The sequence below is a fragment of the Enterobacter sp. MG-EB028 genome (genome assembly GCF_056673305.1).
The window spans coordinates 3,948,299-3,975,289 of record NZ_CP195079.1 but is presented as its reverse complement, the minus strand read 5'-3'; the positions used below and the strand labels follow the sequence as shown (position 1 = coordinate 3,975,289).

Annotated in this window: 26 protein-coding genes; 23 read left to right on the top strand and 3 right to left on the bottom strand. The window is 58.9% G+C overall.

The window, feature by feature from the left end; translation table 11 throughout:
• Window positions 1-14: 14 nt before the first annotated feature.
• The 14 genes from ACR42C_RS18760 (at window position 15) to ACR42C_RS18695 (ending at window position 12,705) form a co-directional block, all read left to right on the top strand.
• A complete protein-coding gene (locus tag ACR42C_RS18760) occupies window positions 15-338 on the top strand; it encodes a Rieske (2Fe-2S) protein (protein WP_116341948.1) in 324 nt (107 codons plus the stop codon).
• A complete protein-coding gene (locus ACR42C_RS18755; RefSeq protein WP_163329644.1) occupies window positions 335-643 on the top strand; it encodes a recombinase-like helix-turn-helix domain-containing protein in 309 nt (102 codons plus the stop codon). Before ACR42C_RS18760 ends, ACR42C_RS18755 begins: the two co-directional genes overlap by 4 nt.
• A gap of 10 nt (window positions 644-653) precedes the next feature.
• Window positions 654-1,676, top strand: a complete 1,023-nt coding sequence (locus ACR42C_RS18750) for an aromatic ring-hydroxylating oxygenase subunit alpha (RefSeq protein WP_163329643.1) — start codon at window positions 654-656, stop codon at window positions 1,674-1,676.
• Complete coding sequence (locus tag ACR42C_RS18745; RefSeq protein WP_479984427.1) at window positions 1,676-2,425, top strand: SDR family oxidoreductase; 750 nt, start codon at window positions 1,676-1,678, stop codon at window positions 2,423-2,425. Before ACR42C_RS18750 ends, ACR42C_RS18745 begins: the two co-directional genes overlap by 1 nt.
• Before the next feature lie 12 nt (window positions 2,426-2,437).
• Window positions 2,438-3,226: an IclR family transcriptional regulator gene (locus tag ACR42C_RS18740; RefSeq protein WP_116342271.1), complete on the top strand. Its 789-nt coding sequence runs from the start codon at window positions 2,438-2,440 to the stop codon at window positions 3,224-3,226.
• A gap of 78 nt (window positions 3,227-3,304) precedes the next feature.
• Window positions 3,305-4,231, top strand: a complete 927-nt coding sequence (locus ACR42C_RS18735; protein WP_166712302.1) for a VOC family protein — start codon at window positions 3,305-3,307, stop codon at window positions 4,229-4,231.
• Window positions 4,228-5,415 carry an NAD(P)/FAD-dependent oxidoreductase gene (locus ACR42C_RS18730; RefSeq protein ID WP_320719836.1) on the top strand — a complete coding sequence of 396 codons (1,188 nt, stop codon included), beginning with the start codon at window positions 4,228-4,230 and terminating at the stop codon, window positions 5,413-5,415. The genes ACR42C_RS18735 and ACR42C_RS18730 overlap by 4 nt, the downstream gene beginning before the upstream one ends.
• Window positions 5,416-5,436: 21 nt before the next feature.
• Window positions 5,437-6,693, top strand: a complete 1,257-nt coding sequence (locus ACR42C_RS18725) for an MFS transporter (protein ID WP_266179092.1) — start codon at window positions 5,437-5,439, stop codon at window positions 6,691-6,693.
• Window positions 6,694-6,703: 10 nt separating this feature from the next.
• On the top strand, window positions 6,704-7,234 hold the full coding sequence (locus ACR42C_RS18720) for a cupin domain-containing protein (protein ID WP_116341934.1): 531 nt from the start codon (window positions 6,704-6,706) through the stop codon (window positions 7,232-7,234).
• A gap of 9 nt (window positions 7,235-7,243) precedes the next feature.
• Window positions 7,244-8,014 carry an alpha/beta fold hydrolase gene (locus tag ACR42C_RS18715; RefSeq protein WP_479985209.1) on the top strand — a complete coding sequence of 257 codons (771 nt, stop codon included), beginning with the start codon at window positions 7,244-7,246 and terminating at the stop codon, window positions 8,012-8,014.
• The gene (locus tag ACR42C_RS18710) at window positions 7,998-8,792 is read left to right on the top strand and encodes an SDR family oxidoreductase (RefSeq protein WP_479984426.1); all 795 of its coding nucleotides are present in this window, start codon (window positions 7,998-8,000) and stop codon (window positions 8,790-8,792) included. The genes ACR42C_RS18715 and ACR42C_RS18710 overlap by 17 nt, the downstream gene beginning before the upstream one ends.
• A gap of 9 nt (window positions 8,793-8,801) precedes the next feature.
• Window positions 8,802-9,572, top strand: coding sequence for an aspartate dehydrogenase (locus ACR42C_RS18705; RefSeq protein WP_479984425.1), 771 nt, complete (start codon window positions 8,802-8,804; stop codon window positions 9,570-9,572).
• A gap of 9 nt (window positions 9,573-9,581) precedes the next feature.
• The gene (locus ACR42C_RS18700) at window positions 9,582-11,051 is read left to right on the top strand and encodes an aldehyde dehydrogenase (RefSeq protein WP_479984424.1); all 1,470 of its coding nucleotides are present in this window, start codon (window positions 9,582-9,584) and stop codon (window positions 11,049-11,051) included.
• Window positions 11,052-11,064: 13 nt separating this feature from the next.
• On the top strand, window positions 11,065-12,705 hold the full coding sequence (locus tag ACR42C_RS18695; RefSeq protein ID WP_163329637.1) for a thiamine pyrophosphate-binding protein: 1,641 nt from the start codon (window positions 11,065-11,067) through the stop codon (window positions 12,703-12,705).
• Between the two features lie 54 nt (window positions 12,706-12,759).
• Here ACR42C_RS18695 and ACR42C_RS18690 read toward each other — a convergent pair whose 3' ends face one another.
• Window positions 12,760-14,028 (bottom strand): OprD family outer membrane porin, encoded by a 1,269-nt coding sequence (locus ACR42C_RS18690; RefSeq protein WP_116341921.1) that lies wholly within the window; start codon window positions 14,026-14,028, stop codon window positions 12,760-12,762.
• A 210-nt stretch (window positions 14,029-14,238) separates the two neighbouring features.
• Window positions 14,239-14,997 carry a metalloprotease LoiP gene (gene loiP / locus ACR42C_RS18685; RefSeq protein WP_116342269.1) on the bottom strand — a complete coding sequence of 253 codons (759 nt, stop codon included), beginning with the start codon at window positions 14,995-14,997 and terminating at the stop codon, window positions 14,239-14,241.
• Between the two features lie 271 nt (window positions 14,998-15,268).
• On the opposite strand from loiP, the gene tkt reads away from it, so the two are divergent.
• The 7 genes from tkt to ACR42C_RS18650 all read left to right on the top strand — a co-directional run bounded on the left by tkt (window position 15,269) and on the right by ACR42C_RS18650 (window position 23,661).
• On the top strand, window positions 15,269-17,260 hold the full coding sequence (gene tkt / locus ACR42C_RS18680) for a transketolase (protein ID WP_479984423.1): 1,992 nt from the start codon (window positions 15,269-15,271) through the stop codon (window positions 17,258-17,260).
• Between the two features lie 341 nt (window positions 17,261-17,601).
• Window positions 17,602-18,621, top strand: a complete 1,020-nt coding sequence (gene epd, locus ACR42C_RS18675) for an erythrose-4-phosphate dehydrogenase (protein WP_061097136.1) — start codon at window positions 17,602-17,604, stop codon at window positions 18,619-18,621.
• Between the two features lie 49 nt (window positions 18,622-18,670).
• Window positions 18,671-19,834: a phosphoglycerate kinase gene (pgk, locus tag ACR42C_RS18670; protein ID WP_023309116.1), complete on the top strand. Its 1,164-nt coding sequence runs from the start codon at window positions 18,671-18,673 to the stop codon at window positions 19,832-19,834.
• Between the two features lie 92 nt (window positions 19,835-19,926).
• Window positions 19,927-21,006, top strand: a complete 1,080-nt coding sequence (gene fbaA, locus ACR42C_RS18665) for a class II fructose-bisphosphate aldolase (RefSeq protein WP_061097137.1) — start codon at window positions 19,927-19,929, stop codon at window positions 21,004-21,006.
• Window positions 21,007-21,192: 186 nt separating this feature from the next.
• Window positions 21,193-22,047 (top strand): small-conductance mechanosensitive channel MscS, encoded by an 855-nt coding sequence (gene mscS / locus ACR42C_RS18660; protein ID WP_116341917.1) that lies wholly within the window; start codon window positions 21,193-21,195, stop codon window positions 22,045-22,047.
• Between the two features lie 145 nt (window positions 22,048-22,192).
• A complete protein-coding gene (argO, locus tag ACR42C_RS18655; RefSeq protein ID WP_320719828.1) occupies window positions 22,193-22,828 on the top strand; it encodes an arginine exporter ArgO in 636 nt (211 codons plus the stop codon).
• 92 nt (window positions 22,829-22,920) lie between these two features.
• On the top strand, window positions 22,921-23,661 hold the full coding sequence (locus ACR42C_RS18650) for an oxidative stress defense protein (protein WP_116341915.1): 741 nt from the start codon (window positions 22,921-22,923) through the stop codon (window positions 23,659-23,661).
• Between the two features lie 48 nt (window positions 23,662-23,709).
• Here the strand turns inward: ACR42C_RS18650 and argP are convergent, their stop codons facing one another.
• A complete protein-coding gene (gene argP / locus ACR42C_RS18645; protein ID WP_003860089.1) occupies window positions 23,710-24,603 on the bottom strand; it encodes a DNA-binding transcriptional regulator ArgP in 894 nt (297 codons plus the stop codon).
• A gap of 127 nt (window positions 24,604-24,730) precedes the next feature.
• On the opposite strand from argP, the gene rpiA reads away from it, so the two are divergent.
• Window positions 24,731-25,390, top strand: coding sequence for a ribose-5-phosphate isomerase RpiA (rpiA, locus tag ACR42C_RS18640; RefSeq protein ID WP_003860091.1), 660 nt, complete (start codon window positions 24,731-24,733; stop codon window positions 25,388-25,390).
• A gap of 266 nt (window positions 25,391-25,656) precedes the next feature.
• Window positions 25,657-26,889 carry a phosphoglycerate dehydrogenase gene (gene serA, locus ACR42C_RS18635; protein ID WP_116341913.1) on the top strand — a complete coding sequence of 411 codons (1,233 nt, stop codon included), beginning with the start codon at window positions 25,657-25,659 and terminating at the stop codon, window positions 26,887-26,889.
• Window positions 26,890-26,991 lie beyond the last annotated feature (102 nt).

Sequence of the window (26,991 nt, the reverse complement as noted above, 5' to 3'; positions counted from 1 at the left end):
CCTGGAGGATCGTGATGAGCTGGATAGGCGTATGTGACGCAGAACAAGTACAGGAAGATTTCCCTTTTAGCGGCAGCGTCGACGGTAAAGAGATCGGCGTTTATTTGATTGACGGCGAGTATTACGCGCTGGAAGACGTATGTCCGCACGCTTATGCCCTCCTGAGCCAGGGCTTCGTAGAAGATGGAAAGGTGGAATGCCCGCTGCACGAGGCGGTCTTCGACGTTAAAACCGGCCAGTGCCTGCACGGCCCCGGCGGTCGCAACCTTAACCGCTACCCGGTTCGGGTCTATGAAAACCAAATCCAGATTACCTTCGTTGAGGAGACCGTGGCATGAGCAACACCCTGAACTACAACCCGGCGCTACCGGAAAGCCGCCAGTTTACCCCGCCTGCAGAAGGCGGTAACGGCGCCATTCATAAGCCAGGCGATTACCAGAATCTCATCTGGCAAACCCGCAGCCGCGAACCGGAAAACTGGGAGGTGAACCTCATTGCGACGCTGGAAGAGCTCTTTGAGCAGGGTGTTGAAACCTTACCGGAGCTGGTGAACGGCCTGAACGCGGTGCGCATGCACGATCAGCAGGGCGAGCCGTGGAGCAACGCCAGCTTCCAGGCATTCTTACAGGTTAACGGCTACTGAGGACAACGCGATGACGACGACCGTACAACATTATCTCGATAAAGGCCTGCGCGGCCTCTGGTATCCGGTGCTGTCGAGCTGGGAAGTGCAGTCCGCGCCGGTGGGGATTACCCGCCTGGGCGAGCAGATTGTGGTCTGGCGTAACAAAGATGGCCAGGTCCAGGCGCTGGAAGACCGCTGTCCGCACCGCGGCGCGCGCCTGTCGATGGGCTGGAACCTCGGTGACCGCATCGCCTGCTGGTATCACGGCGTGGAAGTGGCGGGCAATGGCGAGGTGAAAGATGTGCCCGCCGTGGACAAATGTCCGCTGGTCGGCCAGCAGTGCGTGCGCAGCTACAACGTGCAGGAGGCGCACGGCGCTATCTTCCTGTGGTTTGGCGTGACCGCCGACCAGCAGCCGGACGAGCTGAGCTTCCCGGATGAACTCGCCGACACGGAGAACTTCAGCAACTTCCTCTGTACCGCCGCGTGGAAATGCAACTACCAGTACGCGCTGGAAAACGTAATGGACCCGATGCACGGCACCTATCTGCACTCGTCCTCACACTCGATGGCGGAAGGGGACCGCAAAGCCGACATGGTTCTTCAGCCGACCAAAACTGGCTTCATCTTCGAGAAGAAGGGCCAAAGCGGCGTTAACTTTGACTGGGTGGAGCTGGGCAATAGCGGCACCTGCTGGATGCGTCTCTCCATTCCGTACAAGAAGCGCTTCGGACCGGGCGGCCACTTCTTTATTGTCGGCATGGTGGTGCCGGAAGATAACGACAACTGCCGTGTCTTCTTCTGGCGTATTCGCCGCGTGCAGGGCTGGCAGCGCGACATGTGGCGCTTTATGTACCGCAACCGTCTGGAAAAGCTGCACTGGGAAGTGCTGGAGCAGGACCGCGTGGTGCTGGAAAGCCTGGCGCCAAACGCCCGCGACCACGAGTACCTTTATCAGCACGACGTTGGGCTCTCTCGCCTGCGCCGCATGATGCAGAAGGCCGCCAAAGAGCAGCTGGCGATGCGCGAAGCGCAGCAGGGAGCCGCCTGATGAACGGACTGCTGGGGGGAAAGCGCATCGTCGTGACCGGCGCCGCGCGCGGGCTGGGCTACCACTTTGCCAGAGCCTGCGCGGAGCAGGGCGCGTCGGTGGTGATGTGCGACATCCTCAAAGGCGAACTGGCCGAGAGCGCGCATACGCTCCGTGAACAGGGCTATGCGATCGAGCCGCATGTCATCGATCTGGCCGATCCGCATTCTATTGAGCAGGTGTTCAGCGCCATTGGCGATCGCGGGCAGATTGACGGTCTGGTGAACAACGCGGCGATGGCGACCGGCGTGGGCGGTAAAAACATGCTTGATTACGACCCGGACCTGTGGGACCGCGTGATGAGCGTGAACGTCAAAGGCACCTGGCTGGTGACGCGTGCCGCCGTGCCGCTGCTGCGCGAAGGGGCGGCAATTGTGAACGTGGCGTCCGATACCGCGCTGTGGGGCGCCCCGTGCCTGATGGCCTACGTCGCCAGTAAGGGTGCGGTGATTGCTATGACCCGCTCAATGGCGCGCGAGCTGGGCGAAAAGCGCATTCGTATCAACGCTATCGCGCCGGGGCTGACCCGCGTCGAGGCAACCGAATATGTGCCCGTCGAGCGGCATCAGCTCTACGAAAACGGACGCGCACTCGCGGGCGCGCAGCAGCCGGAAGATGTGACCGGCAGCGTGGTCTGGCTGTTAAGCGATCTGTCGCGGTTTGTCACCGGGCAGCTGATCCCGGTCAACGGCGGCTTTGTCTTTAACTGAGGTATGGCGACGATGGCAAACGATCGGGAAGTGAAGTATCTGGTGCCGGGGCTGGAGCGCGGCTTGCAGCTGCTGTTGGCCTTCGGCGAGCAGCATCGCGAACTGACCTTTGCCGAACTGCACCGGCTGGTGGATATGCCGAAGGCCACCGCCTACCGGGTAGTGCAGACCCTGGAGTACATGGGTTTTCTGGAGCGCAACGCGCGCACCAATACCTTTTCGCTCGGCATGAACGTGCTGCGCCTGGGCTTTGAGTACATCGCCTCGCTGGACGTGGCGCAGGTCGGCCAGCCGGTGATCGAGCAGCTGCGCGACGTCAGCCAGTGCAGCAGCCATCTGGCGATCCGCGACGGGCGCGACATTATCTACATCGCCCGCGTCAGCGCCGCCGGGTCACGCATCAATCAGGTCAGCATTGGCACCCGTCTGCCGGTGCACTGCACCTCGCTCGGGCGCATGCTGCTGACCGATGTATCCCGTGCCGATTTTGAACAGTTGTTCCCGCACGAGCGTCTGCCGGGCAACACGCCGGGGCAGCTTCACGACCGCGAAGCTCTCTGGCAGATGGTGCAGCAGGATAAAGCCCGTGGGTACGTGATCGGTGAATCCTTCTTCCGCCACGGCATCTCCTCCATCGTCTACCCGGTGTATGACCGAAGCGGACGCGTGGCGGCGGTGGTCAGCATTCTGGTGCCGTCGGAGGAGATCCCGCAGACCGACCGCGAACGCCTGCAAAACGAGGTTCGCCTCGCGGCGGATAGAATTTCTGGCTTCTTAGGGTATCTGTCACAAGCCAGTTAAATCAGTGAGTTAACGTCAGGCGCTTGACTGCGTCGGGCATGGTTTACGCCCAATTTGGGCCAGATGAGGCAACGAACGATGAGTGTAACCGGAATTGAAAAGCTGGAATTTGGCGTGGAGGACCTGACGCACTGCGCCAAATTTATGCGTGATTTTGGCCTGACGGGCGATGCCAGCGGCCAGCGTTTTACTACCCTGAGCGGCGCACGCGTGGAGCTTAACCCGATCGACAGCCCCGACCTGCCGCCGGCGTTTGAAGCAGGCAACACCCTGCGCCGCATGACCTGGGCGGTTGCCGCGCAGTCAGATCTTGACGCGCTGCGCCCGAAGCTGGCGCAGCAGCCCGGCTTTCGCGAGGTGGGCGACGCGCTGGAGTGCCTCGACCCGAACGGTATGACCCTGCGCGTGCAGGTCAGCCAGCAGACTGAGGTGGAGCTGAACGTCGAGCCGATTAACCAGTGGGGCGACGTCCGCCGCATCGACACCCCGAGCCCGGTTTACGATCGCGCCCAGCCCATCAACGTTGGGCACGTGGTGTTCTTCGTGGAAGAGCTGGCGGCGGTGGAAAAATTCTACCGCGAGGTGCTCGGCTTCCAGGTCTCTGACCGCTACATCAACCGGGCCGTGTTCCTGCGCTGCGGCGCGCGCGGCGGCCATCACAACCTGTTTCTGCTGCAGCTGCCGAACCGCAGGCGCGGTCTCAACCACGTGGCCTTCACGGTACGTGATATTCATGAGGTGATCGGCGGCGGGATTGCGATGAATAAACACGACTGGAGCACCTTTATCGGGCCGGGCCGCCATCCGGTGTCGTCGGCCTATTTCTGGTACGTCAACAGCCCGACCGGCGGCGCGTTTGAGTATTACACCAACGACGACTACCTGACCGAAAACTGGCAGCCGCGTGAGCTGGAGCACTCGCTCGTCTCCTTTACCGAATGGGCGGTGGAAGGCGGGATTGACCACGACACGCGCCGCCAGCAGAAAAAGCCGGAGGCGGTATGACGTCGCGCATTGTCATTATTGGCGGCGGCCAGGCGGGCGGCTGGGCGGCGAAAACCCTGCGCGACGAGGGCTTCGACGGCGAGATTTGCGTGGTGGCAGAAGAGGAATGGGATTTCTACGAACGGCCGCCGCTGTCGAAGGCGTCCCTGCTGGAGCCGGACGCGGCGCTCCCGCGCCTGTTTACCGACGAGGTGCAGCAGGCGCTGAACCTGACCTGGTTCCGCCCGCTGCGTGCGGAGCAGATCGACCGAGCGGCGAAAACGGTGCGGTTAAGCAACGGCGAGCACCTTAGTTACAACATTCTATTGATTGCCACCGGAGGGCGGGCGCGCCTGCCGGGTGAGGCGTGGGCTTCCCATCCGCAGGTCTACACCCTGCGCCACTGGCAGGACGCACAGCGCCTGAAGGGTCGTCTGGCGGAAAGTCAAACTCTGGCGATTGTCGGCGGCGGCTGGATTGGGCTGGAGATTGCCGCCTCCGCGCGCAAAAGCGGCGTGGCGGTCACCCTGTTCGAGCAGCAGCCTGCGCTCTGCATGCGCTCGGTGAGCGGTGAGGTGTCGCAGCGCCTGGAAGCCCTCCATCGCGGGCAGGGTGTCGAGATACGTACCGGCTGCGGCGCGCTGGAGCTGGAGGACGATAGCGGCCTGCCGGTTATCCACTGCGATGGCCGGCGCGAAACCTTTGACGCGGTGGTGGTGGGGATCGGCGTCGATCTCAACCTGGAGCTGGCGCGCGATGCGGGGCTGCGCACCGAACGAGGGATCGTCGTCGATGCCCAAGGGAGAACGTCGGATCCGTCCATTTTTGCCGCAGGCGATGTGGCCCGGCATCATCACTACGGCCTGTGCATCCAGTCCTGGGCCTTTGCGCAGAATCAGGCGGTGGCGACGGCAAAAGCGATGCTCAACCCCGATGCGCCAGGCTACGACGACGCGCCGTGGCTGTGGTCGGATCAATATCAGCACAACATCCAGATCCTCGGCATACCGCAGCCGGGAAGCACAACGATAGCGCGCGAAGATTCGCTGTTCTTCTCGCTGGACGAGAGCGGGCGGCTGACGCAACTGGTGGCGTTTAACGATGCACGCACCGTCAAGCTGGCGAAGCGCTGGATGGCGGCAGGGCGGGATCTGTCCGACGTGCCGCTCGCCGACCCGACCTTTTCACTGATGTCACTGCGATAACCCGCACCCGTAGGGGGAGACATGACCACATTAGAGACCAACACCGCGCCCGTTGAGGCGAGCGGTGAGGGAGCTCGCACGCCTGAAAAAGCGGTGCGCTGGGCTATCCCGCTGTCGCTGCTGGCCTGCGTGCTGCTGGCGTTTTTCGACAAAATCAGCATTGCGGCGCTGTTTTCTGACGGCCATTTCCAGCAGGCGATGGGCATTGATTTCGACACCACGCGCCTCGGCATTCTGATGAGCGCCTTTCTGCTGAGCTACGGCTTTTCGTCGGTCTTTCTCAGCGGGCTGGGGGACAAAATCGCCCCGCTGCGCCTGCTCACCGGAATGATGGTTGTCTGGTGCGTGCTGATGGTGGCGATGGGCTTTACCCATAACTACACGCTGATGATCGTCCTGCGCATCCTGCTGGGCGTGGCGGAAGGGCCGCTGTTCCCGCTGGCCTTTGCCATTGTGCGGCACAACTTTCCGCAGCATCTGCAGGCGCGCGCCACCATGCTGTGGCTGCTGGGCACGCCGGTGGGCGCGGCAATCGGTTTCCCGCTCTCCCTCTGGCTGCTGAACGCCTTCGGCTGGCAGAGCACGTTCTTCGTGATGGCGATGCTCACCGTGCCAGTGCTGATTTTCGTGCGCGTAGGTCTGCGCGGGATCCGTCTGGAAGCAAAACCCGGCACCTCGCAGGCGTCGCAGGACGAGCGCCGCGCCGCGCGCCGCGAGCTGTTTGTCAGCCCGCACTTCTGGATCATCTGCATCTTTAACATTGCCTTCCTGACCTACCTTTGGGGCATCAACGGCTGGCTGCCGGGCTATCTCATCAAGGGCAAAGGCATTCATCTGGAGCACGCGGGCTGGCTGTCGTCGATGCCGTTTATCGCCATGCTGGCGGGAGAGGTGATTGGCGCGTGGCTTTCGGACCGGGTCGATAAGCGTGCGGCTGCCTGCTTTATCTCCATGGCCGGGGCGGCGGCAGGTCTTGCGGCGGTAATGCACCTTGACACCCCGCTGACCATCATCGCGGCGATGAGCTTCAGCACCTTCATGTGGGGCACCGGTGCACCCAACATTTTCGCCCTGCTGGCGAAGGCCACCCATCCCCGGGTGAGCGCTACGGCGGGCGGCATTTTCAACGGGCTGGGAAACTTTGCGGGCGCGCTGTCGCCGGCGGTGATGGGCGCGCTTATCGCCTTCACCCACAGCATGGATTCCGGGCTGATTTTTCTGGCGGTGATGGCGGCGGTGGGCTGCGTCCTGTTACTGCCGCTGCTGAGACGTTACTGAGGAGAGTGTCATGACTGATTCAACCGTAACCAAGACATCTGGCATCAAGCCTGACCACCTGACGATGGAAGAGTGGGTCGAGTCGCGCATCGCGCGCTTCGAAGGCCGTAAATACGACTGGAACGCGCTGAAGTTCCAGGCCGATTTTGACCCGAAATACCGCCGGGCGCAGATGCGCTACATCGGCACCGGCGCAACCGGCGTGGCGAACGACACCAATACAGTACAAGCGGACCATTTCACCTTCTCCACCATGGTGCTGCCGTCGAAGTGCGAGGGGCCGCTACACCTGCACGACGACGTGGAAGAGGTGTTCTTCATGCTTAAAGGGCAGATCACGCTGATGATCCAGGACGGCGACAACTACACCGAAACCGTGCTGCGCGAGCGCGATTTGATTTCCGTCCCGCCGGGGATCTATCGCGGCCTGTTTAACCACGGGGAAGAAGAGGCGCTGATGTGCGTCATGCTGGGAACCAACAAGCCGGAAATCCCGACCTATCCCGCCGACCATCCGCTCTCAAAAGTGAAGCGGAACTAAGGAGGCATGATGACGGGGTTTCGTGAACAGGGAAGCGGCATTCCGCTGATGCTGCTGCACGGCATCAGCTCCGGCGCGGCCTCCTGGCACAAGCAGATGACGCTGGAAGGCTTTCGCGTGTTGGCGTGGGACATGCCCGGCTATGGCGAAAGCCCGATGCTGGCGGTTGAGCGTGCGAACGCGGGGGATTACGCCGACGCGCTGGCGGCGATGCTCGACCGCGCGGGCGTCTGGCAGACGGTGCTGGTGGGCCATTCACTCGGCGCGCTGGTCGCCAGCGCCTTTGCGGCGAAGTATCCGCAGCGCGTGCTGCACCTGGTGCTGGCGGACGCCGCGCAGGGCTACGGCAATGCTGTCCCGGAGCAGCGGGAGCAGGTCTGGCGCAGCCGCGAGCAGCAGATGGCGCTCGGCGGTGAAATCCTCGCGCAGACCCGCGCCGCGAAGCTGCTGCGCCCCGGCGCGCGTGAGGACGATATCGCCACCGTCGCGGCGGGCATGCGCGCGCTGCGCCGGGAAGGCTACCTTGCCGCCGCGTGGATGCTGGCGCACGACGACATTCACGGCTGGCTTAAACGTTACTCAGGCACGTTTGAAGTCTGGTGCGGCGAGCAGGACGCCATCACGCAGCCCGAGCTGGTACAGGGGCTGGCGCTGCGCTACCGCATGCCGTTTACCGCCATACCGCAAGCCGGGCACGCCAGCTATCTCGATAACGACGCGTTTTTTAACCAACAGCTTTTACGCATTAACGAAGAGGTGCGCGATGAATGCACACATTGACGGCCGCGTAGCGGTAGTCACCGGCGGTTCTTCCGGCATTGGCTTTGAAACGCTGCGCCTGCTGCTGGGCGAGGGAGCAAAAGTGGCCTTCTGCGGCCGCGACCCGGACCGGCTCGCCAGCGCCCACGCGACGCTGCAAAACGACTATCCCGACGGGGAGATTTTCTCTTACCGCTGCGACGTGCTGAACGCTGACGAGGTGCAGGCTTTCGCGGATGACGTTCAGGCCCAATTTGGCGCGGCGGATATGCTGATCAACAACGCCGGGCAGGGCTACGTGGCGCATTTCCACGACACCCCGCGTGAGGCGTGGCTGCACGAGGCCGAGCTGAAGTTGTTCGGGGTGATCAACCCGGTTCAGGCGTTTCAGCCTCTGCTGGAGCGGTCCGACATCGCCTCGATCACCTGCGTCAACTCCCTGCTGGCGCTGCAGCCGGAGGAGCACATGATTGCCACTTCCGCCGCCCGCGCCGCGCTGCTGAACATGACGCTCACTCTCTCAAAAGAGCTGGTGGGCAAAGGCATTCGCGTCAACTCCATTTTGCTTGGCATGGTGGAATCCGGGCAGTGGCAGCGCCGCTTCGAAAACCGGGCGGATAAAAGCCAGAGCTGGCCTGCCTGGACGGCGGATATCGCGCGCAAGCGCGGCATTCCGATGGCGCGCCTCGGCAAGCCGCACGAGCCCGCGCAGGCGCTGCTGTTTCTCGCTTCGCCGCTGGCTTCGTTTACTACCGGTGCTGCGCTGGACGTTTCCGGCGGCTTCTGCCGCCATCTGTAAGGACGCATCATGAAAAAGGTAATGTTAATTGGGTTTGGCGCCATGGCGCAGGCGGTGATTGAGCGTCTGCCCACCGGTGTGGCTATCGGCTGGATCGTGGCGCGTGAAGCCCACCACTCGGCCATTCGCGCGCAGTTTGGTGATGCGGTAACGGCGCTGACCTCGCCGGTGGACTGCGCGGAAACGCCCGACCTGGTGCTGGAGTGCGCCAGCCAGCAGGCGGTGGCGCAGTATGGCGAAGCGATTTTAAGTCGCGGCTGGCATCTGGCGGTGATCTCCACCGGTGCGCTGGCGGACAGCGTGCTGGAGCAGCGCCTGTACTCGGCGGGCGGCAGGCTGACGCTACTCTCCGGTGCGGTTGCCGGCATTGACGGGCTGGCGGCGGCGAAAGAGGGAGGGCTTGAGCGGGTTACCTATCAGTCGCGCAAAAGCCCGGCCAGCTGGCGTGGTAGCTATGCCGAGCAGCTTATCGATCTTAACGCGGTCTCAGAGGCGAAGGTCTTCTTTGAAGGCAGCGCCCGCGAGGCGGCTCGCCTGTTCCCGGCGAACGCCAACGTGGCGGCAACCGTGGCGCTCGGCGGAGTGGGGATGGACGACACCCGCGTGCAGCTCATGGTCGACCCGGCAACGAAGCGTAATACCCACACGCTGCACGTCGAAGGATTGTTCGGCGAATTCCATCTGGAGCTGAGCGGGCTGCCGCTGGCGTCCAATCCCAAAACCTCCACCCTTGCGGCACTGAGCGCGGTTCGCGCCTGCCGCGAGCTGTCCCTGAGCTGAGGAGTGACGATGGACGATCTGATGATTTTTATCGGCGGCCAGTGGCGACGCGGCGGCGGTAACCCGATGCAGAGCCATTTCCCGGCTGACGGGTCGATCAATGCGACGCTGAATGCCGCAAGCCCCGACGATCTCATGGAGGCGATAGAGGCCGGCGAGCGGGCGTGGCGCGATCCCGCGTGGCGCAACAGTCTGCCGCATATGCGTGCTAAGATCCTGCACAAGGTCGCGGATCTGATTGAATCCCGCGTGGATGCGCTGGCGCAGATGCAGAGCCGCGATAACGGCAAGCCGCTGGCGGAAGCGCGCGGGCTGGTGATGAGCGCGGCGGGAACGGCGCGCTACTTTGCCGCCGCCTGCGAGCTGCTGGAAGGCGAGCTCCCGACGCCGCGCCAGCCGGATTTGCTGACCCTGAGCCGCTACGAGCCGCTCGGCGTGGTGGCCGCCATCACGCCGTGGAATTCGCCGATTGCCAGCGAGATGCAGAAGATCGCGCCGGCGATTGCGGCGGGTAACGCAGCGATCCTCAAGCCCGCCGAAGCCACGCCGCTGATGGCGCTGGAGCTGGCGCGGATTTTTGAACAGGCCGGGCTGCCCGCCGGGCTGCTGAGCGTGCTGCCGGGCAAAGGATCGGTGATTGGCGATGCGCTGGCGCGCCACCCTAAGGTGCGAAAAATTTCCTTTACCGGCGGGACCACCACGGGCCGTCATCTGGCGCACGTGGCGGCGGAAAAGCTGATCCCGGCCTCGCTGGAGCTGGGTGGAAAATCCCCGACCATCGTGCTGGAGGATGCCGACGTTGAGCAGGCCGCGCGCGGGATCTGCTACGGCATTTTCAGCTCGGCAGGGCAGGCGTGCATCGCCGGGTCGCGCCTGTTTATTCACGAAAGCATCTATGCGCCGCTGATGGCGCGGCTACTGGAATTAACTCGCGGGTTGCGCGTGGGGCACCCCTTCACCGACGGCGTCCACGTTGGGCCGCTGATCAATGAGAAACATCGCCAGAGCGTGCAGGAATACGTCGAGCTGGCTAAGCGCGAGGGGGGCCGCGTGCTGTGCGGCGGGGAGATCCCGGCGGATCCTGACCTGGCAAACGGCAGCTTCTTCCAGCCGACCATTATCGAAGGGCTGACGAACAGCGCCCGCGCCTGCCAGGAAGAGATCTTCGGCCCGGTGCTGGTGGCAATGCCGTTTCGCGATGAAGCCACGCTTATCCGCGAGGCGAACGACTCGGTTTATGGCCTGGCGGCAGGGATCTGGACCCGCGACACCGGGCGCGCGTTGCGCCTGAGCGAACGGCTGGAGGCGGGCACGGTGTGGATCAACACCTACAAAGTTTTTGCGATTTCGACCCCGTTCGGGGGCTTTAAAGAGAGCGGTCTGGGCCGCGAAAAGGGCATTCAGGGGCTCAAAGCCTGGATGCAGCAAAAGAGCATTTATCTGGCGACGGGTAATAGCGTCAACCACTGGTGCGACTGAGAAAGGGTGAGCAATGAGCGAAATGATAACCGTCGGCGACGCCATCGCCAGAACGCTGGAGCAGTATCAGGTTGAGGCCATCTACGGCGTCATCTCCATTCACAACCTGCCGATCGCGGACGCGGTGGGGCAGCGCGGCAACATTCGCTTCGTGCCCGCGCGCGGCGAGGCGGGATCCGTCACCATGGCCGACGCCCACGGGCGTTTTTCCGGTCTCGGCGTGGCGCTGACCAGCACCGGTGCCGGGGCAGGCAACGCGGTCGGCGCGCTGGTAGAAGCCATGAACGCCTGCACGCCGCTGCTGCATTTAACCGGACAGGTGGAGAAAGCGTGGCTGGATGCCGATACCGGGTTTATCCACGAAACCCGCGACCAGCTGACCTTCCTGAAGGCCAGCTCAAAGCGGGCCTACCGCATCAGCAACGCCAACCAGGCGATAGCGATTCTGCATAAAGCGATTCAGGAGGCGCAGACGCCGCCGTGCGGGCCGGTTTCAGTGGAGATCCCGATTGATATTCAGGGGGCCCAAATTCCAATGTCGCTGGTGACCGCACCGGTGAAACCGGCTTCGGTTGCAGCCGTGGAGCCCGCGTCGGTCGATGCGTTGTGGGCACAGCTCAGGCAGGCGAAACGGCCGCTGCTGTGGCTGGGCGGCGGGGCGCTGGGAAGCGCTGACGCCGTGAAAACGCTGGCGGATGCGGGCGTGACGGTGATTTCCAGCACCCACGCGCGCGGCGTGCTGCCGGACAGCCATCGCGCCAGCCTGCGGGCGTTCCATAATTCCCCGTCGGTGGAGGCGATTATCGCGCAGTGTGACTTTACGCTGATCGCCGGTTCACGCCTGCGCAGCAACGAAACCCGCTCCTGGACGCTGGCGCTGCCCTCTCCGCGCGTGCAGATTGATATCGATCCGGCGGCAGCGAGCCGCAATTACCTGATGGATAACACGCTGATAGCCGACTGCTCCACGCTGCTTCGCGCGCTGGCCGACAAAGCCCAGGGCCGGGAGTGGGGCGACGCGCAGTGGGATACGCAGGTGCAGCAGGCGGTTGCCAAAGCAGAGCAGGGGCTGCGCGAACAGTGCGGCGCCTACGCGAAGCTTAACGACGCCATTGAGAAAGCCCTGCCGCAGGACGGCCTGCTGGTGCGCGATATCACCGTTTCCGGCAGCCTGTGGGGCAGTCGTCTGTTCCGCGCTAACGGTCCGCTGATGAATATCCACTCGCTGGCTGGCGCAATTGGTATGGGACTACCGATGGCCATCGGTACCGCGATTGCTAACCCGCAGCGTAAGGTGGTGGGGCTGGTGGGCGACGGTGGCCTGAGCCTTAATTTAGGCGAGCTGGCGACGCTGGCGCAGGAGAAAGCCAACGTGACGCTGCTGATCATGAACGACGGCGGCTACGGCGTGATGCGCGGCATCCAGGATAAGTATTTCGGCGGGCGTCAGTATTATAACGAACTGCATACGCCGGACTTTACCCTGCTGGCACAGGCAATTGGCTTGCAGGCGTGGAGCGTGGAGCGGGCAGAGGATTTTGATGCGGTAATGACGGAGGCGCTTGCGATGCCGGGGCCGTCGGTGGTGGAAGTGCGGATGGGACAGATTGGCGCGCTGAAGTTTGCCGGGCCGCCGCAGAAGACGCTTTACTGATATGCGAGATTTCCCCTCTCCCCAAAGGGGAGAGGGTTAGGGTGAGGGGGTAAATCAGAACACGTTAAACGGGTATTCCACGTAGGCGCGGATCTCATCCCCGCCCACGTTGTACTCGCTGGCGTTGCTGGAGACGCGCAGTACGGAGTAGCGCAGGCGCAGCGTCAGGTCTTTCGCCGGGCCGTCCTGCACCTTGTACTGGATCTGGTTAAACCACTCGTGCTCTTTGCCGTTGCTGGTTTCAGAAGTTTTGATGTTATCGCCGCGCACGTAGGCGGTGGTCCAGCTCAGGCCCGGCAGGCCAAGGCCGCCAAAGTCCAGGCCGTACGACGCTTGCCATGAGCGCTCGTCTTCACCGTTGAAATCAGACCAGTAGGAGTTCGCCAGCCAGATGGTATTGCCACCGTCACCCACGCCGCCCTTGTCGCGATAGCCGCCGTAGTTGTAGCCGGTACTGCCGCTGCTCTGCTGGTACGCCACTTTGAACGTATGAATATCCCAGATGTAGCTCGCCGCCAGGCTCCAGATGGTGTTGCTGCGGCCGGTGTCGAGGCTGTCAGCGTAACCCTGATCAAGACGCGAGTTATAGCCGTTAAAGTCGAGTACCAGCTGCTGTCCGGTGCTGAACGGCTGTTTGAAATTCAGGCCCAGATACTGTTTGTTCATCACCTCTTCGTTATGAGAGGCGTACAGCGCACCGCTGAACTGGTCGTTGAACTGGTAGCTTGCGCCCCCGAAGGTCAGGCTTTTCAGGCCGCTGTCGTGGCGGTCGTCGCTTTTACGCTGCTCGTCGGTGAAATAACCGGCGTTCACTTCCAGCCCGTCGATCTCTTTCGAGGTCAGCATGGCACCGGTGTAGCTTTCAAACAGCAGGCGGGAGTTATCGGCGTTAACGATAGGTAGTTCAGGGCGCTGGTTACCGTAGCTCAGCACGGTATTTGAGATGCGCATTTTGGCGGTTGCGCCAAATTTCGCTAGATCGGATTTGGCCCTCCCATCGTCTTCCTGTTTAAAGAAGTCGATACCGCCCGCGCCGCTCTTGCCGCGACCGCCATCCAGGCGCACGCCGTACTGTGCGATGCCGTCCACGCCAAAGCCCACCAGCCCTTCGGTATATCCGGATTCAAATGTGGCGATGATACCCTGGCCCCATTCGGCTTTATCCTGCTGGCCCTGATGGTAATCACGGCTGATATACGCATTGCGTAAAAACAGGTCTAAATGGCTGTCGTCGATAAAACCCATGCTGTCAGATTGCTGGCTTGCAGCGGCAGGTAATGCGGCGAATAAACTTAAAGCAATTAACGATAATTCTTTTTTCACGGAGGGAACGTCTCTGTCTTAATATATTAAATTGAATTACTGCGCGCTTGATAATTACCGGAAAGGTTAACGATTGCAATAAATATGTGACCAGACGTTTCAGCAGGAAAGGGCAGATTTGACGGGGTTTTCAGAGGTGTTACCGATACGTGCGATTTAGTTAGCAATTCATGCGAAATAAAAAGGAGGCAAAATTGCCTCCTTTCAATATTATTTAATTCCGTCAGCGGCCATACGGTCGCGAATATGCTGCGCGCGCGCTTCTGAGGCCGGGTGATCGTCAAACATGGAGCTCTGGCGACCCGCTTCCAGCTTGGCCAGCTTTTCGAAGCTGGTGGCTAAACCGGATGGATTAATCCCGCGTTTGCGCAACAGATCGTAGGAGTAGTCATCCGCTTCGGACTCCTGACGCTGTGAGAACTGGGAGTTAACCAGCTTTTCGCCTACGTCACCAAGCTGCGACTGGGACAGGCTGCCAACGATACCGCCCGCAGAGGCCGCCGCCGCGCGGATGGCATTGGTGCCTAAGGCAACCTGCATCCCTTTCTTGACGTGGCCGAGCGCAACGTGGCCCATTTCGTGGCCGATCACCGCTTCGACTTCGTTGTCGGTCATCATGTCCATCAGCCCGCTGTAGACGCGGATACAGCCGTTCGCCATCGCGAAGGCGTTCACGTCTTTCGCCATGTAAACCTTGTAGTTCACCGGCTGGCCGTTGATGTTATCGCCGAGCGCGGAAGCAATCTTATTCAGACGCTGTGTGTAGGTACTGTCAGCCGGCGCAAGCGTGGCTTTTCCGTCCATATCTTTACAGGCCTGATCGCTCAGCGCTTTAACCTGCGCGTCACTCAGGGAGTAGGCCTGAAAGGCTTCTGCACCTGAGGTCATCAGACCGTTAGAGTCCATATTCTGACAGCCGCTCAGCATGAGCGTTGTACCCAGGGCCAGCACTATTGCACGCATTTTCATGAAGTTGCTTCCGTACTCGTTAATCTGAATAAAATCCGAAAAGTGCACCCGCAACGAAGCCGGGGCGGGGTAAGTATAAGGAATATCTACAGGCGCGGGCGAGCAGATTGCGCAACATGCGAGCATGATCCAGAGATTTCTTAAGCTGCAAAAGAATGGTCCATGTACATGCCCTGCGGCTTGGGTTACATTGTTGGCACTTTTTTCCGGCGTAGCCCAAAACGCGCTGTCGTCAAGGGCATGGCCTTTAACAGTCCGATCTGGAGTTAAAATGTCCTCACGTAAAGAGCTTGCTAATGCTATTCGTGCGCTGAGCATGGACGCAGTACAGAAAGCCAAGTCCGGCCACCCGGGTGCCCCTATGGGTATGGCTGATATCGCCGAAGTCCTGTGGCGTGATTTCCTTAACCACAACCCGCAGAACCCGGCATGGGCTGACCGCGACCGTTTCGTGCTGTCTAACGGCCACGGCTCTATGCTGATCTACAGCCTGCTGCACCTCACCGGCTACGATCTACCTATCGAAGAGCTGAAAAACTTCCGTCAGCTGCACTCCAAAACTCCAGGTCACCCGGAAGTGGGCTACACCGCTGGTGTAGAAACCACCACCGGCCCGCTGGGTCAGGGTATTGCTAACGCTGTGGGTATGGCGATTGCTGAGAAGACCCTGGCGGCGCAGTTCAACCGTCCTGGCCATGACATCGTGGACCACTTCACCTACGCCTTCCTGGGCGACGGCTGCATGATGGAAGGCATTTCTCACGAAGTATGCTCCCTGGCCGGTACCCTGAAGCTGGGTAAACTGGTTGCGTTCTATGACGACAACGGCATCTCCATCGACGGTCACGTTGAAGGCTGGTTCACTGACGACACTGCAGCACGTTTCGAAGCTTACGGCTGGCACGTTGTGCGTGGCGTTGATGGCCACGATGCTGACTCGATTAAACGTGCAGTAGAAGAAGCGCGCGCAGTGACCGACAAACCGTCCCTGCTGATGTGCAAAACCATCATCGGCTTCGGTTCTCCGAACAAAGCGGGCACCCATGACTCCCACGGCGCACCGCTGGGTGACGCGGAAATCGCACTGACCCGTGAGCAGCTTGGCTGGAAATACCCTGCATTCGAAATCCCGTCTGAGATCTATGCCCAGTGGGATGCAAAAGAAGTGGGCCAGGCGAAAGAAGCGGCCTGGAACGAGAAGTTCGCTGCCTATGCGAAAGCGTTCCCACAGGAAGCGGCTGAATTCACCCGTCGTATGAAAGGCGATATGCCGTCTGACTTCGACGCGAAAGCCAACGAATTCATCGCTAAGCTGCAGGCGAATCCGTCTAAAATCGCGAGCCGTAAAGCGTCTCAGAATGCGATTGAAGCGTTCGGTCCTCTGCTGCCTGAATTCCTCGGTGGCTCCGCTGACCTGGCGCCATCTAACCTGACCCTGTGGTCTGGTTCTAAGCCAATCAACGAAGATACTGCCGGTAACTACATCCATTACGGTGTACGTGAATTTGGTATGACCGCTATCGCGAACGGTATCTCCCTGCACGGTGGTTTCCTGCCGTACACCTCTACCTTCCTGATGTTTGTGGAATATGCACGTAACGCCGTGCGTATGGCCGCGCTGATGAAACAACGTCAGGTGATGGTCTACACCCACGACTCCATCGGTCTGGGCGAAGATGGCCCAACTCACCAGCCGGTAGAGCAGGTAGCTTCTCTGCGCGTGACCCCGAACATGAGCACATGGCGTCCATGTGACCAGGTTGAATCCGCGGTAGCGTGGAAATACGGCGTTGAGCGTCAGGACGGTCCAACCGCGCTGATCCTCTCCCGTCAGAACCTGGCGCAGCAGGAACGCACGCCAGAGCAGCTGGCGAACATCGCGCGCGGTGGTTACGTGCTGAAAGATTGCGCGGGCCAGCCACAGCTGATCTTCATCGCCACCGGTTCTGAAGTTGAACTGGCTGTTGCTGCGTGGGAAAAACTGACTGCCGAAGGCGTGAAAGCGCGCGTGGTCTCCATGCCGTCTACCGACGCGTTCGACAAGCAGGATGCCGCTTACCGCGAATCCGTACTGCCTAAAGCGGTTTCCGCTCGCGTGGCAGTGGAAGCGGGTATCGCTGACTACTGGTTCAAATACGTGGGCCTGAACGGCGCTATCGTCGGTATGACCACCTTCGGTGAGTCTGCTCCGGCAGAGCAGCTGTTCGAAGAGTTCGGCTTCACCGTTGAGAACGTTGTCGCTAAGGCGAAAGAACTGCTGTAATCGCTTGTACGGTGCGGGCTGATGCCCTCACCCCGACCCTCTCCCACGGGGAGAGGGTGCAAACACTAAAAACGGTAACCTTTCGGTTACCGTTTTGCTTTTCCCTCGGCGTAAATTATTCCACCAAAAATGTGACGCAAGTCATATAGCTCGCTTATTCATCTGGACAGACATTCCTTTTATTCCTCGATTCGCTTATTCTTGCTGAAGCGTTTCAGTCGATTAAATGTTCGACAATTGACCAATCAATCGCAGTTTGTGATAGCAAGGATTCCCCTTCGGGCGTAGCTGGATTACTCTTTCAGCCACCTCAAACTCAGGGATAGCTTTGCAGGAGATCTATGACCGTACGCGTAGCGATTAATGGCTTCGGTCGCATCGGGCGCAACGTGGTTCGTGCTTTATATGAATCCGGGCGTCGTGCGGAAATCACCGTGGTGGCAATCAACGAACTGGCGGATGCTGCGGGCATGGCGCATTTGTTGAAATATGACACCAGCCACGGCCGCTTTGCCTGGGATGTTCGCCAGGAAAGAGAGCAGCTGTTTGTCGGTGACGACGCGATTCGCGTACTGCATGAGAGCAGTATTGCAGGACTACCCTGGCGGGAACTGGGCGTGGATGTGGTGCTCGACTGCACCGGTGTTTACGGTAACCGCGAACACGGCGAAGCGCATCTGGCCGCTGGCGCAAAAAAAGTCCTGTTTTCTCATCCCGGCAGTAACGATCTCGACGCGACCGTCGTGTTTGGCGTCAACCAGCATGAGCTGAAGGCTGAACACCTCATCGTTTCCAACGCCTCCTGCACCACCAACTGCATTATTCCGGTCATCAAACTGTTAGACGATGCGTACGGCATTGAATCCGGCACCGTGACCACGATTCACTCCGCCATGCACGATCAGCAAGTTATCGACGCTTACCATCCGGATTTACGACGCACGCGCGCGGCGAGCCAGTCAATCATTCCGGTGGACACAAAGCTGGCGGCAGGGATCACCCGAATTTTCCCGCAGTTTAATGACCGTTTTGAAGCGATTGCCGTGCGTGTCCCGACAATTAACGTGACGGCAATTGACCTCAGCGTGACGGTGAAAAAACCGGTAAAAGCCTGCGAAGTCAACCTGTTGCTGCAAAAAGCGGCACAGGGAGCATTTCATGGTATAGTTGACTATACGGAATTACCGTTGGTCTCAGTAGATTTTAACCACGACCCGCACAGTGCCATCGTCGATGGCACGCAGACGCGAGTCAGTGGCGCACACCTTATCAAGACGCTGGTCTGGTGTGATAACGAATGGGGCTTTGCTAACCGGATGCTCGACACTACGTTAGCAATGGCCGCTCAAGGTTTCAGGTAAGACGCATCGTGCGTCTGCAAAACTTTAAGAATCAACGAGAGGATTCACCATGTCTGTAATTAAGATGACCGATCTGGATCTGGCTGGTAAACGCGTTTTCATCCGTGCCGATCTGAACGTACCGGTTAAAGATGGCAAAGTGACCAGCGACGCGCGTATCCGTGCATCTCTACCAACCATCGAGCTGGCTCTGAAGCAGGGCGCTAAAGTGATGGTCACCTCCCACCTGGGCCGTCCAACCGAAGGCGAGTACAACGAAGAGTTCTCTCTGCTGCCAGTTGTTAATTACCTGAAAGACAAACTGTCCAACCCAGTTCGCCTGGTGAAAGATTATCTGGACGGCGTTGAAGTGGCTGCCGGTGAACTGGTAGTTCTGGAAAACGTTCGCTTCAACAAAGGCGAGAAGAAAGACGACGAAACCCTGTCCAAAAAATACGCTGCACTGTGCGACGTATTCGTGATGGATGCGTTCGGCACAGCTCACCGTGCGCAGGCGTCTACCCACGGTATCGGTAAATTCGCAGACGTAGCGTGCGCCGGTCCTCTGCTGGCCGACGAACTGGAAGCGCTGGGTAAAGCGCTGAAAGAGCCTGCTCGTCCAATGGTGGCTATCGTTGGTGGTTCTAAAGTTTCTACCAAACTGACCGTTCTGGATTCCCTGTCTAAAATCGCTGACCAGCTGATCGTCGGCGGTGGTATTGCGAACACCTTCGTTGCTGCTCAGGGCCACAACGTGGGTAAATCCCTGTACGAAGCAGACCTGGTTGACGAAGCCAAACGCCTGCTGGGTACCTGTGATATCCCGGTTCCAACTGACGTTCGCGTGGCGACCGAGTTCTCCGAAACCGCTACCGCGACCCTGAAATCTGTAAACGACATCAAAGATGAAGAGCAGATTCTGGACCTGGGCGACGTTTCTGCACAGAAACTGGCTGAAATCCTTAAAAACGCAAAAACTATCCTGTGGAACGGTCCTGTTGGCGTGTTCGAATTCCCGAACTTCCGCAAAGGTACCGAAATCGTTGCTAACGCTATCGCAGACAGCGAAGCGTTCTCTATCGCAGGCGGTGGTGACACCCTGGCAGCAATCGACCTGTTCGGTATCGCTGACAAAATCTCCTACATCTCCACTGGTGGCGGCGCATTCCTCGAATTCGTGGAAGGCAAAGTACTGCCAGCAGTAGCAATGCTCGAAGAGCGCGCTAAGAAGTAAGCCATTCAAGGGCAGGGAAACCTGCCCAATTTTCAGCGCGCTTCTAAGAGCTCGCACCTTTTCTAACGGCCGAAGATACAGGACTAAGCAACATGTCTAAAATTTTTGATTTCGTAAAACCTGGCGTTATCACTGGTGATGACGTACAGAAAGTGTTCCAGGTAGCTAAAGAAAACAACTTCGCTCTGCCAGCAGTTAACTGCGTAGGTACCGACTCCATCAACGCCGTACTGGAAACTGCTGCTAAAGTTAAAGCGCCAGTTATCGTTCAGTTCTCTAATGGTGGCGCTGCGTTCATCGCAGGTAAAGGCGTGAAAACTGACATTCCTCAGGGTGCTGCAATCCTGGGCGCTATCTCTGGTGCGCACCACGTACACCAGATGGCTGAACACTACGGTGTTCCGGTTATCCTGCACACTGACCACTGCGCGAAGAAACTGCTGCCGTGGATCGACGGTCTGCTGGACGCGGGTGAAAAACACTTCGCGGCAACCGGTAAGCCACTGTTCTCTTCTCACATGATCGACCTGTCTGAAGAGTCACTGCACGAAAACATCGAAATCTGCTCTAAATACCTGGCGCGCATGGCCAAAATGGACATGACCCTGGAAATTGAACTGGGTTGCACCGGCGGTGAAGAAGACGGCGTGGACAACAGCCACATGGACGCTTCTGCACTGTACACCCAGCCAGAAGACGTTGATTACGCTTACACCGAGCTGAGCAAAATCAGCCCACGCTTCACCATCGCAGCGTCCTTCGGCAACGTCCATGGCGTTTACAAACCAGGTAACGTGGTTCTGACTCCAACCATCCTGCGTGACTCTCAGGAATACGTTTCCAAAAAACACAACCTGCCGCACAACAGCCTGAACTTCGTCTTCCACGGCGGTTCCGGTTCTTCTGCTCAGGAAATCAAAGACTCCGTAAGCTACGGCGTAGTGAAAATGAACATCGATACCGACACCCAGTGGGCAACATGGGACGGTATCCTGCAGTACTACAAAACCAACGAAGCTTACCTGCAGGGCCAGCTGGGCAACCCGAAAGGCGAAGACCAGCCGAACAAGAAATACTACGATCCACGCGTATGGCTGCGCGCTGCTCAGACGTCCATGGTGACCCGTCTGGAGCAGGCTTTCAAAGAACTGAACGCAATCGACGTTCTGTGATTTGAGCTGCTAACAGCATCGGAAGGCCCGCAAATGCGGGCCTTTTTTTATGCATTTTCAACATGCTGCAACATCTGATTTTGTGATCTGTTTGGCAAAACATGCGCTTTTTGTTTACCCTTTACTGACCTGCCTGTCTCCATGGGGGATGGATTTAGTGTTTTGGTTTAACAAAAGGAAGAATAAATGGAACAACTCGATGTTGTAGACAGCATCAATCACGCCGGTAACTGGCTAGTGCGCAACCAGGCGCTGCTGCTGAGCTATGCCGTGAACATCGTTGCGGCAATTGCGATCATTATCGTCGGGATGATCGTGGCGCGTATCGTATCGAACGCGGTTAACCGCGTAATGCTGGCCCGTCACATTGACGCCACGGTGGCTGACTTCCTCTCCGCACTGGTGCGCTACGGCATTATCGCCTTTACGCTGATTGCGGCGCTGGGCCGTGTGGGCGTGCAGACCGCCTCCGTTATTGCCGTTCTCGGTGCCGCCGGTCTGGCTATTGGTCTGGCGCTGCAGGGCTCGCTTTCAAACCTGGCGGCAGGCGTGCTGCTGGTGACCTTCCGTCCGTTCCGCTCCGGCGAATACGTTGATCTGGGCGGCATTGCCGGCACCGTGCTGCAGGTGCAGATTTTCTCTACCACCCTGCGTACCGTCGACGGCCGTATCGTGGTGGTGCCGAACGGGAAAATCATCGCGGGCAATATCATTAACTTTTCCCGCGAGCCGGTGCGTCGTAACGAGCTCATCATCAGCGTGGCGTATGATTCCGATATCGATCAGGTGAAGTCGCTGATCGCGAACATCATCGCTTCTGACGACCGCATTCTGAAAGACAAAGAGCAGACGGTTCGCCTGAACGAACTGGGCGCGTCCTCGATTAACTTCGTGGTGCGTATCTGGAGCAAAAGCAGCGATCTGCAAAACGTGTACTGGGACGTGCTGGAGCGCATTAAGCGCGACTTCGATGCCAACGGCATCAGCTTCCCGTACCCGCAGATGGACGTAAACGTCAAAAAAGTTAAAGAAGCAGAGTAACTTCACTCGTAGGCCCGGTAAGCGCTAGCGCCACCGGGCTTTTCTTGTATTAGCTATATTAATCGCCAATTAATATTATCAACTTCCTCTAATGTGATTCGCGCAGTATAGTCGGCTTCCAGAACAACACTGTGAGAATTGCGTCATGTTATCCTATTACTTTCAAGGGCTTGCCTTAGGCGCGGCCATGATCCTCCCTCTCGGTCCGCAAAATGCGTTCGTCATGAATCAGGGCATCCGCCGCCAGTATCATCTGATGATTGCCCTGCTTTGCGCGTTGAGCGATCTGCTGCTGATTTGCGCCGGGATTTTCGGTGGCAGCGCGCTGCTGATGCAGTCCCCCTGGCTGCTGGCGCTGGTAACCTGGGGCGGCGTGGCGTTTCTGCTGTGGTACGGATTCGGCGCCCTGAAAACCGCCATGAGCAGCAATCTTGAGCTGGCGAGCGCCGAAGTGATGAAGCAGGGGCGCTGGAAGATCATCGTCACCATGCTGGCGGTCACCTGGCTTAACCCGCACGTTTACCTTGATACGTTCGTGGTGCTGGGTAGCCTGGGCGGGCAGCTGGACGTTGAGCCCAAACGCTGGTTTGCGCTCGGTACGGTCAGCGCCTCTTTCCTCTGGTTCTTCGGTCTTGCGATCCTGGCGGCGTGGCTGGCACCGCGGCTGCAGACTGCCAAAGCGCAGCGCATCATTAACACGCTGGTCGGTCTGGTGATGTGGTTTATCGCTTTCCAGCTGGCGAAGGAGGGCATTCATCATGTACAGGGATTGCTCAACTAAGCGTTGTCTTATGGACAACTGAACAAGACCCGCTAAGCTTGCTGGCATGCGCCCTGTTGTTGGGGCACTCTTCGCAACATGGAGGAATGACAGTGAAGTTTAAAGTGATGGCCCTGGCGGCATTAGTGAGTTTCGGTGCGGTGTCGGTGCAGGCAAGTGAATTGCCGGATGGCCCGCACATCGTCACGTCAGGCACCGCAAGCGTGGACGCGGTACCGGATATTGCAACCCTGGCAATTGAGGTCAATGTCGCTGCGAAAGATGCGGCCTCCGCCAAGAAGCAGGCGGACGATCGTGTTGCGCAATATCTCTCTTTCCTCGAGCAGAACGGTGTAGGTAAAAAAGATATCAACTCCGCGAACCTGCGTACTCAACCTGATTACGACTACCAGAACGGCAAAAGCATCCTGAAAGGCTACCGCGCCGTGCGTGCTGTTGAAGTGACCGTGCGTCAGCTGGACAAGCTGAATTCACTGCTGGACGGCGCGCTGAAGGCTGGCCTGAACGAAATCCGTTCGGTGTCGCTGGGCGTTGCGCAACCGGAGAAATACAAAGACGAAGCGCGTAAAGCCGCGATTAATGATGCAATCCATCAGGCGGAGCAGCTGGCTTCTGGCTTTAAGAGCAAGCTCGGCCCGGTATACAGCGTGCGTTACCACGTCTCTAACTACCAGCCAAGCCCGATGGTGCGGATGATGAAGGCTGACGCTGCGCCGGTTTCTGCTCAGGAAACCTATGAGCAGCCAACCATTCAGTTCGACGATCAGGTGGATGTGGTGTTCCAGCTGGAGCCAACTCAAACTCAGCAAACTGAGGCGGCTAAGGCGCAGTAGTTTGCCCTCACCCTAACCCTCTCCCTGTGGGAGAGGGAATTCAAGCGATTAATCCTGTCTCAACACCTTATGCCCAAACGCCAGCAGCGCGTCAGTAACGTTGCGCATCATGCGGCTTTCCGGCGCAAAACGGTGCCAGTAGAGCATCCGGCGCTGATACAGCCCCGGCGTTAGGTCAATCAACTCACCGCTTTTCAACTCTTTCTCAATCTGCAGGTGCGGGATCATGCAGCAGGTCGTGCCCTGACGCGCAAGCTGCACAAAGGCTTCGGACGAGTTGACGATATGGCACGGTACGCTGCCCGGCGGCAGGTCAAAGTTTTGCTGCAAAAATGCCTGGTGCATATCGTCCAGATGGTCGAACGCCACGGCCGGCGCTTTCAGCAGCGCTGCGCGGGTGACGCCGTTCGGGAAGTAGCGCTCCGCAAAGGCTTTTGAACCCACGAACAGGTAGTCCAGCGCGCCCAACTGATCGACAAGACAGCTTGGCAGCGCCTGCGGCTGGATACTGACTGCCCCCACCACTTCGCCGCGACGCAGGCGCTCCTGGGTGCGGGTTTCATCTTCAACCTGGAGATTCAGGCGGATAGGGGAGTCAGCTAATACCGGCGCCAGGGCCGGCAGCAGCCAGGTTGCCAGACTGTCGGCGTTGACCGCCAGCGAGAGCAGCAGCGGCGTGGAGCCCGTTTGTTCGTCACCCAGCCATTCGTCTTCCAGTAGCTCAACCTGACGCAGCAGGGCGAGAAGTTTTTGCCCTTGCTCCGTTGGGCGCGGCGGCACGGTACGCACCAGCAGCGGCTGCCCGAACATGTTTTCAAGCTGTTTGATACGCTGTGATACGGCGGACTGGGTGATACACAGCTTTTGCGCTGCGCGCTCAAAGCCACGTTCACGAATAACTGCATCAAGTGCCTGTAGTGTTCTGTAGTCCGGACGTTTCATTGCTCTGGCTGGCTCCTTAATTTTGCTTAATCTGCACTATGACACAATTTTCCCTTCCTGGCAGACGAAATCCATTCGACGTGTTCTATAATGCGCCCTGAGTTTTCACACCACAGGCAAAACGATCATGACGCAGGATGAACTGAAAAAAGCAGTAGGATGGGCCGCTCTCCAGTACGTACAGCCAGGGACCATTGTCGGTGTTGGTACGGGGTCAACGGCGGCGCACTTTATCGATGCACTGGGCACGATGAAGGGGCAGATCGAGGGCGCGGTTTCCAGCTCCGATGCGTCCACGGAAAAGCTGAAAAGCCTCGGCATTACCGTTTTCGATCTCAACGAAGTGGATCGTCTGGGCATTTACGTTGATGGTGCGGATGAAATCAACGGCCATATGCAGATGATCAAAGGCGGCGGCGCGGCGCTGACCCGTGAAAAGATCATCGCCTCGGTTGCGGACAAGTTCATCTGCATCGCGGATGCCTCCAAGCAGGTCGACATTCTGGGTAATTTTCCGCTGCCGGTCGAAGTGATCCCGATGGCGCGCAGTGCGGTTGCCCGTCAGCTGGTGAAGCTGGGTGGCCGTCCGGAATACCGTCAGGGCGTGGTCACCGACAACGGTAACGTCATCCTCGACGTCCACGGCCTGGAAATTCTCGACGCGATTGCCCTGGAAAACGCCATCAACGGCATTCCAGGCGTTGTTACCGTAGGGTTATTTGCCAACCGCGGCGCGGACGTGGCACTGATAGGTACGGCCGACGGCGTCAAAACCATCGTAAAATGATCTGACGGGGGGAGTGCTCCCCCCGCTAAAAAATTTTTGAAAAGCTAAATTTGGTGACTTGTGTCACGCTTTTCCGCCTCTTTTGCCGATCCTGCCACGTTTGTAAATTTCCTCAGCATTTTACTCTGTCATTTTGCCCTGTATGACTTTTCTTCAGAGTGCCGACGCAAACGTTCATATTGCTGCAATAGTTTTTTTTGATATGTTGGCTACAGCGGATTTCAATCCAGCACAACATCAGTTCAGATAAAAACAGGGTCGGGGAAATGGCAAAGGTATCACTGGAGAAAGACAAGATTAAATTCCTGCTGGTCGAGGGCGTGCATCAGAAAGCGCTTGATAGCCTTCGTGCGGCGGGTTACACCAATATCGAATTTCACAAAGGCGCGCTGGACACGGAAGAGCTGAAAGCCGCCATCCGTGATGCCCACTTCATTGGCCTGCGATCCCGTACCCACCTGACTGAAGACGTGATTGCCGCGGCGGAAAAGCTGGTTGCCATTGGCTGTTTCTGCATCGGCACCAACCAGGTCGACCTGAACGCTGCCGCAAAACGCGGTATCCCGGTCTTTAACGCGCCGTTCTCGAACACCCGTTCCGTGGCGGAACTGGTGATTGGCGAACTGCTGCTGCTGCTGCGCGGTATTCCGGAAGCTAACGCCAAAGCGCACCGCGGCGTGTGGAACAAACTGGCCGCGGGCTCATACGAAGCCCGTGGTAAAAAGCTGGGTATCATCGGCTACGGCCACATCGGTACTCAGCTGGGGATCCTGGCGGAGTCGCTGGGGATGCATGTCTACTTCTATGATATCGAAAGCAAGCTGCCGCTGGGTAACGCGACGCAGGTGCAGCATCTCTCTGACCTGCTGAACATGAGCGACGTAGTCAGCCTGCACGTGCCGGAAAACGCCTCCACCAAAAACATGATGGGTGCGGAAGAGCTGGCGCTGATGAAGCCGGGCTCTCTGCTGATCAACGCCGCGCGCGGTACGGTGGTCGATATCCCTGCGCTGTGCGATGCGCTGAAGCGTAAACATCTGGCGGGTGCGGCCATCGACGTATTCCCGACAGAGCCTGCGACCAACAGCGATCCGTTTAACTCTCCGCTGTGCGAGTTCGACAACGTGATCCTGACGCCACACATCGGTGGTTCTACTCAGGAAGCGCAGGAGAATATCGGTCTGGAAGTGGCGGGCAAGCTGAGCAAATATTCCGACAACGGTTCAACGCTCTCTGCGGTGAACTTCCCGGAGGTGTCTCTGCCGCTGCATGGCGGTCGCCGTCTGCTTCACATCCACGAAAACCGTCCTGGCGTGCTGACCGCCATCAACCAGATCTTTGCCGAGCAGGGCGTCAACATCGCCGCGCAATATCTGCAAACCAACTCGCAGATGGGTTATGTGGTTATCGATATTGAAGCCGATGAAGACGTTGCCGAGAAAGCGCTGCAGAGCATGAAGGCTATTCCGGGGACGATTCGCGCACGCTTGCTTTACTGATAGTGTAGTTTGTGGTGTCGGGTGGCGCTTACGCTTACCCGACCTACAATGTCCGAGGATTTATGTAGGCCGGGTAAGGCATAGCCGCCACCCGGCTTTGTT

Coding starts and splice junctions, on each gene's coding strand:
- ACR42C_RS18760 (WP_116341948.1), top strand. CDS start 15: ATGAGCTGGATAGGCGTATGTGACGCAGAACAAGTACAGGAAGATTTC.
- ACR42C_RS18755 (WP_163329644.1), top strand. CDS start 335: ATGAGCAACACCCTGAACTACAACCCGGCGCTACCGGAAAGCCGCCAG.
- ACR42C_RS18750 (WP_163329643.1), top strand. CDS start 654: ATGACGACGACCGTACAACATTATCTCGATAAAGGCCTGCGCGGCCTC.
- ACR42C_RS18745 (WP_479984427.1), top strand. CDS start 1,676: ATGAACGGACTGCTGGGGGGAAAGCGCATCGTCGTGACCGGCGCCGCG.
- ACR42C_RS18740 (WP_116342271.1), top strand. CDS start 2,438: ATGGCAAACGATCGGGAAGTGAAGTATCTGGTGCCGGGGCTGGAGCGC.
- ACR42C_RS18735 (WP_166712302.1), top strand. CDS start 3,305: ATGAGTGTAACCGGAATTGAAAAGCTGGAATTTGGCGTGGAGGACCTG.
- ACR42C_RS18730 (WP_320719836.1), top strand. CDS start 4,228: ATGACGTCGCGCATTGTCATTATTGGCGGCGGCCAGGCGGGCGGCTGG.
- ACR42C_RS18725 (WP_266179092.1), top strand. CDS start 5,437: ATGACCACATTAGAGACCAACACCGCGCCCGTTGAGGCGAGCGGTGAG.
- ACR42C_RS18720 (WP_116341934.1), top strand. CDS start 6,704: ATGACTGATTCAACCGTAACCAAGACATCTGGCATCAAGCCTGACCAC.
- ACR42C_RS18715 (WP_479985209.1), top strand. CDS start 7,244: ATGACGGGGTTTCGTGAACAGGGAAGCGGCATTCCGCTGATGCTGCTG.
- ACR42C_RS18710 (WP_479984426.1), top strand. CDS start 7,998: ATGAATGCACACATTGACGGCCGCGTAGCGGTAGTCACCGGCGGTTCT.
- ACR42C_RS18705 (WP_479984425.1), top strand. CDS start 8,802: ATGAAAAAGGTAATGTTAATTGGGTTTGGCGCCATGGCGCAGGCGGTG.
- ACR42C_RS18700 (WP_479984424.1), top strand. CDS start 9,582: ATGGACGATCTGATGATTTTTATCGGCGGCCAGTGGCGACGCGGCGGC.
- ACR42C_RS18695 (WP_163329637.1), top strand. CDS start 11,065: ATGAGCGAAATGATAACCGTCGGCGACGCCATCGCCAGAACGCTGGAG.
- loiP (WP_116342269.1), bottom strand. CDS start 14,997: ATGAAAATGCGTGCAATAGTGCTGGCCCTGGGTACAACGCTCATGCTG.
- tkt (WP_479984423.1), top strand. CDS start 15,269: ATGTCCTCACGTAAAGAGCTTGCTAATGCTATTCGTGCGCTGAGCATG.
- epd (WP_061097136.1), top strand. CDS start 17,602: ATGACCGTACGCGTAGCGATTAATGGCTTCGGTCGCATCGGGCGCAAC.
- pgk (WP_023309116.1), top strand. CDS start 18,671: ATGTCTGTAATTAAGATGACCGATCTGGATCTGGCTGGTAAACGCGTT.
- fbaA (WP_061097137.1), top strand. CDS start 19,927: ATGTCTAAAATTTTTGATTTCGTAAAACCTGGCGTTATCACTGGTGAT.
- mscS (WP_116341917.1), top strand. CDS start 21,193: ATGGAACAACTCGATGTTGTAGACAGCATCAATCACGCCGGTAACTGG.
- argO (WP_320719828.1), top strand. CDS start 22,193: ATGTTATCCTATTACTTTCAAGGGCTTGCCTTAGGCGCGGCCATGATC.
- argP (WP_003860089.1), bottom strand. CDS start 24,603: ATGAAACGTCCGGACTACAGAACACTACAGGCACTTGATGCAGTTATT.
- rpiA (WP_003860091.1), top strand. CDS start 24,731: ATGACGCAGGATGAACTGAAAAAAGCAGTAGGATGGGCCGCTCTCCAG.
- serA (WP_116341913.1), top strand. CDS start 25,657: ATGGCAAAGGTATCACTGGAGAAAGACAAGATTAAATTCCTGCTGGTC.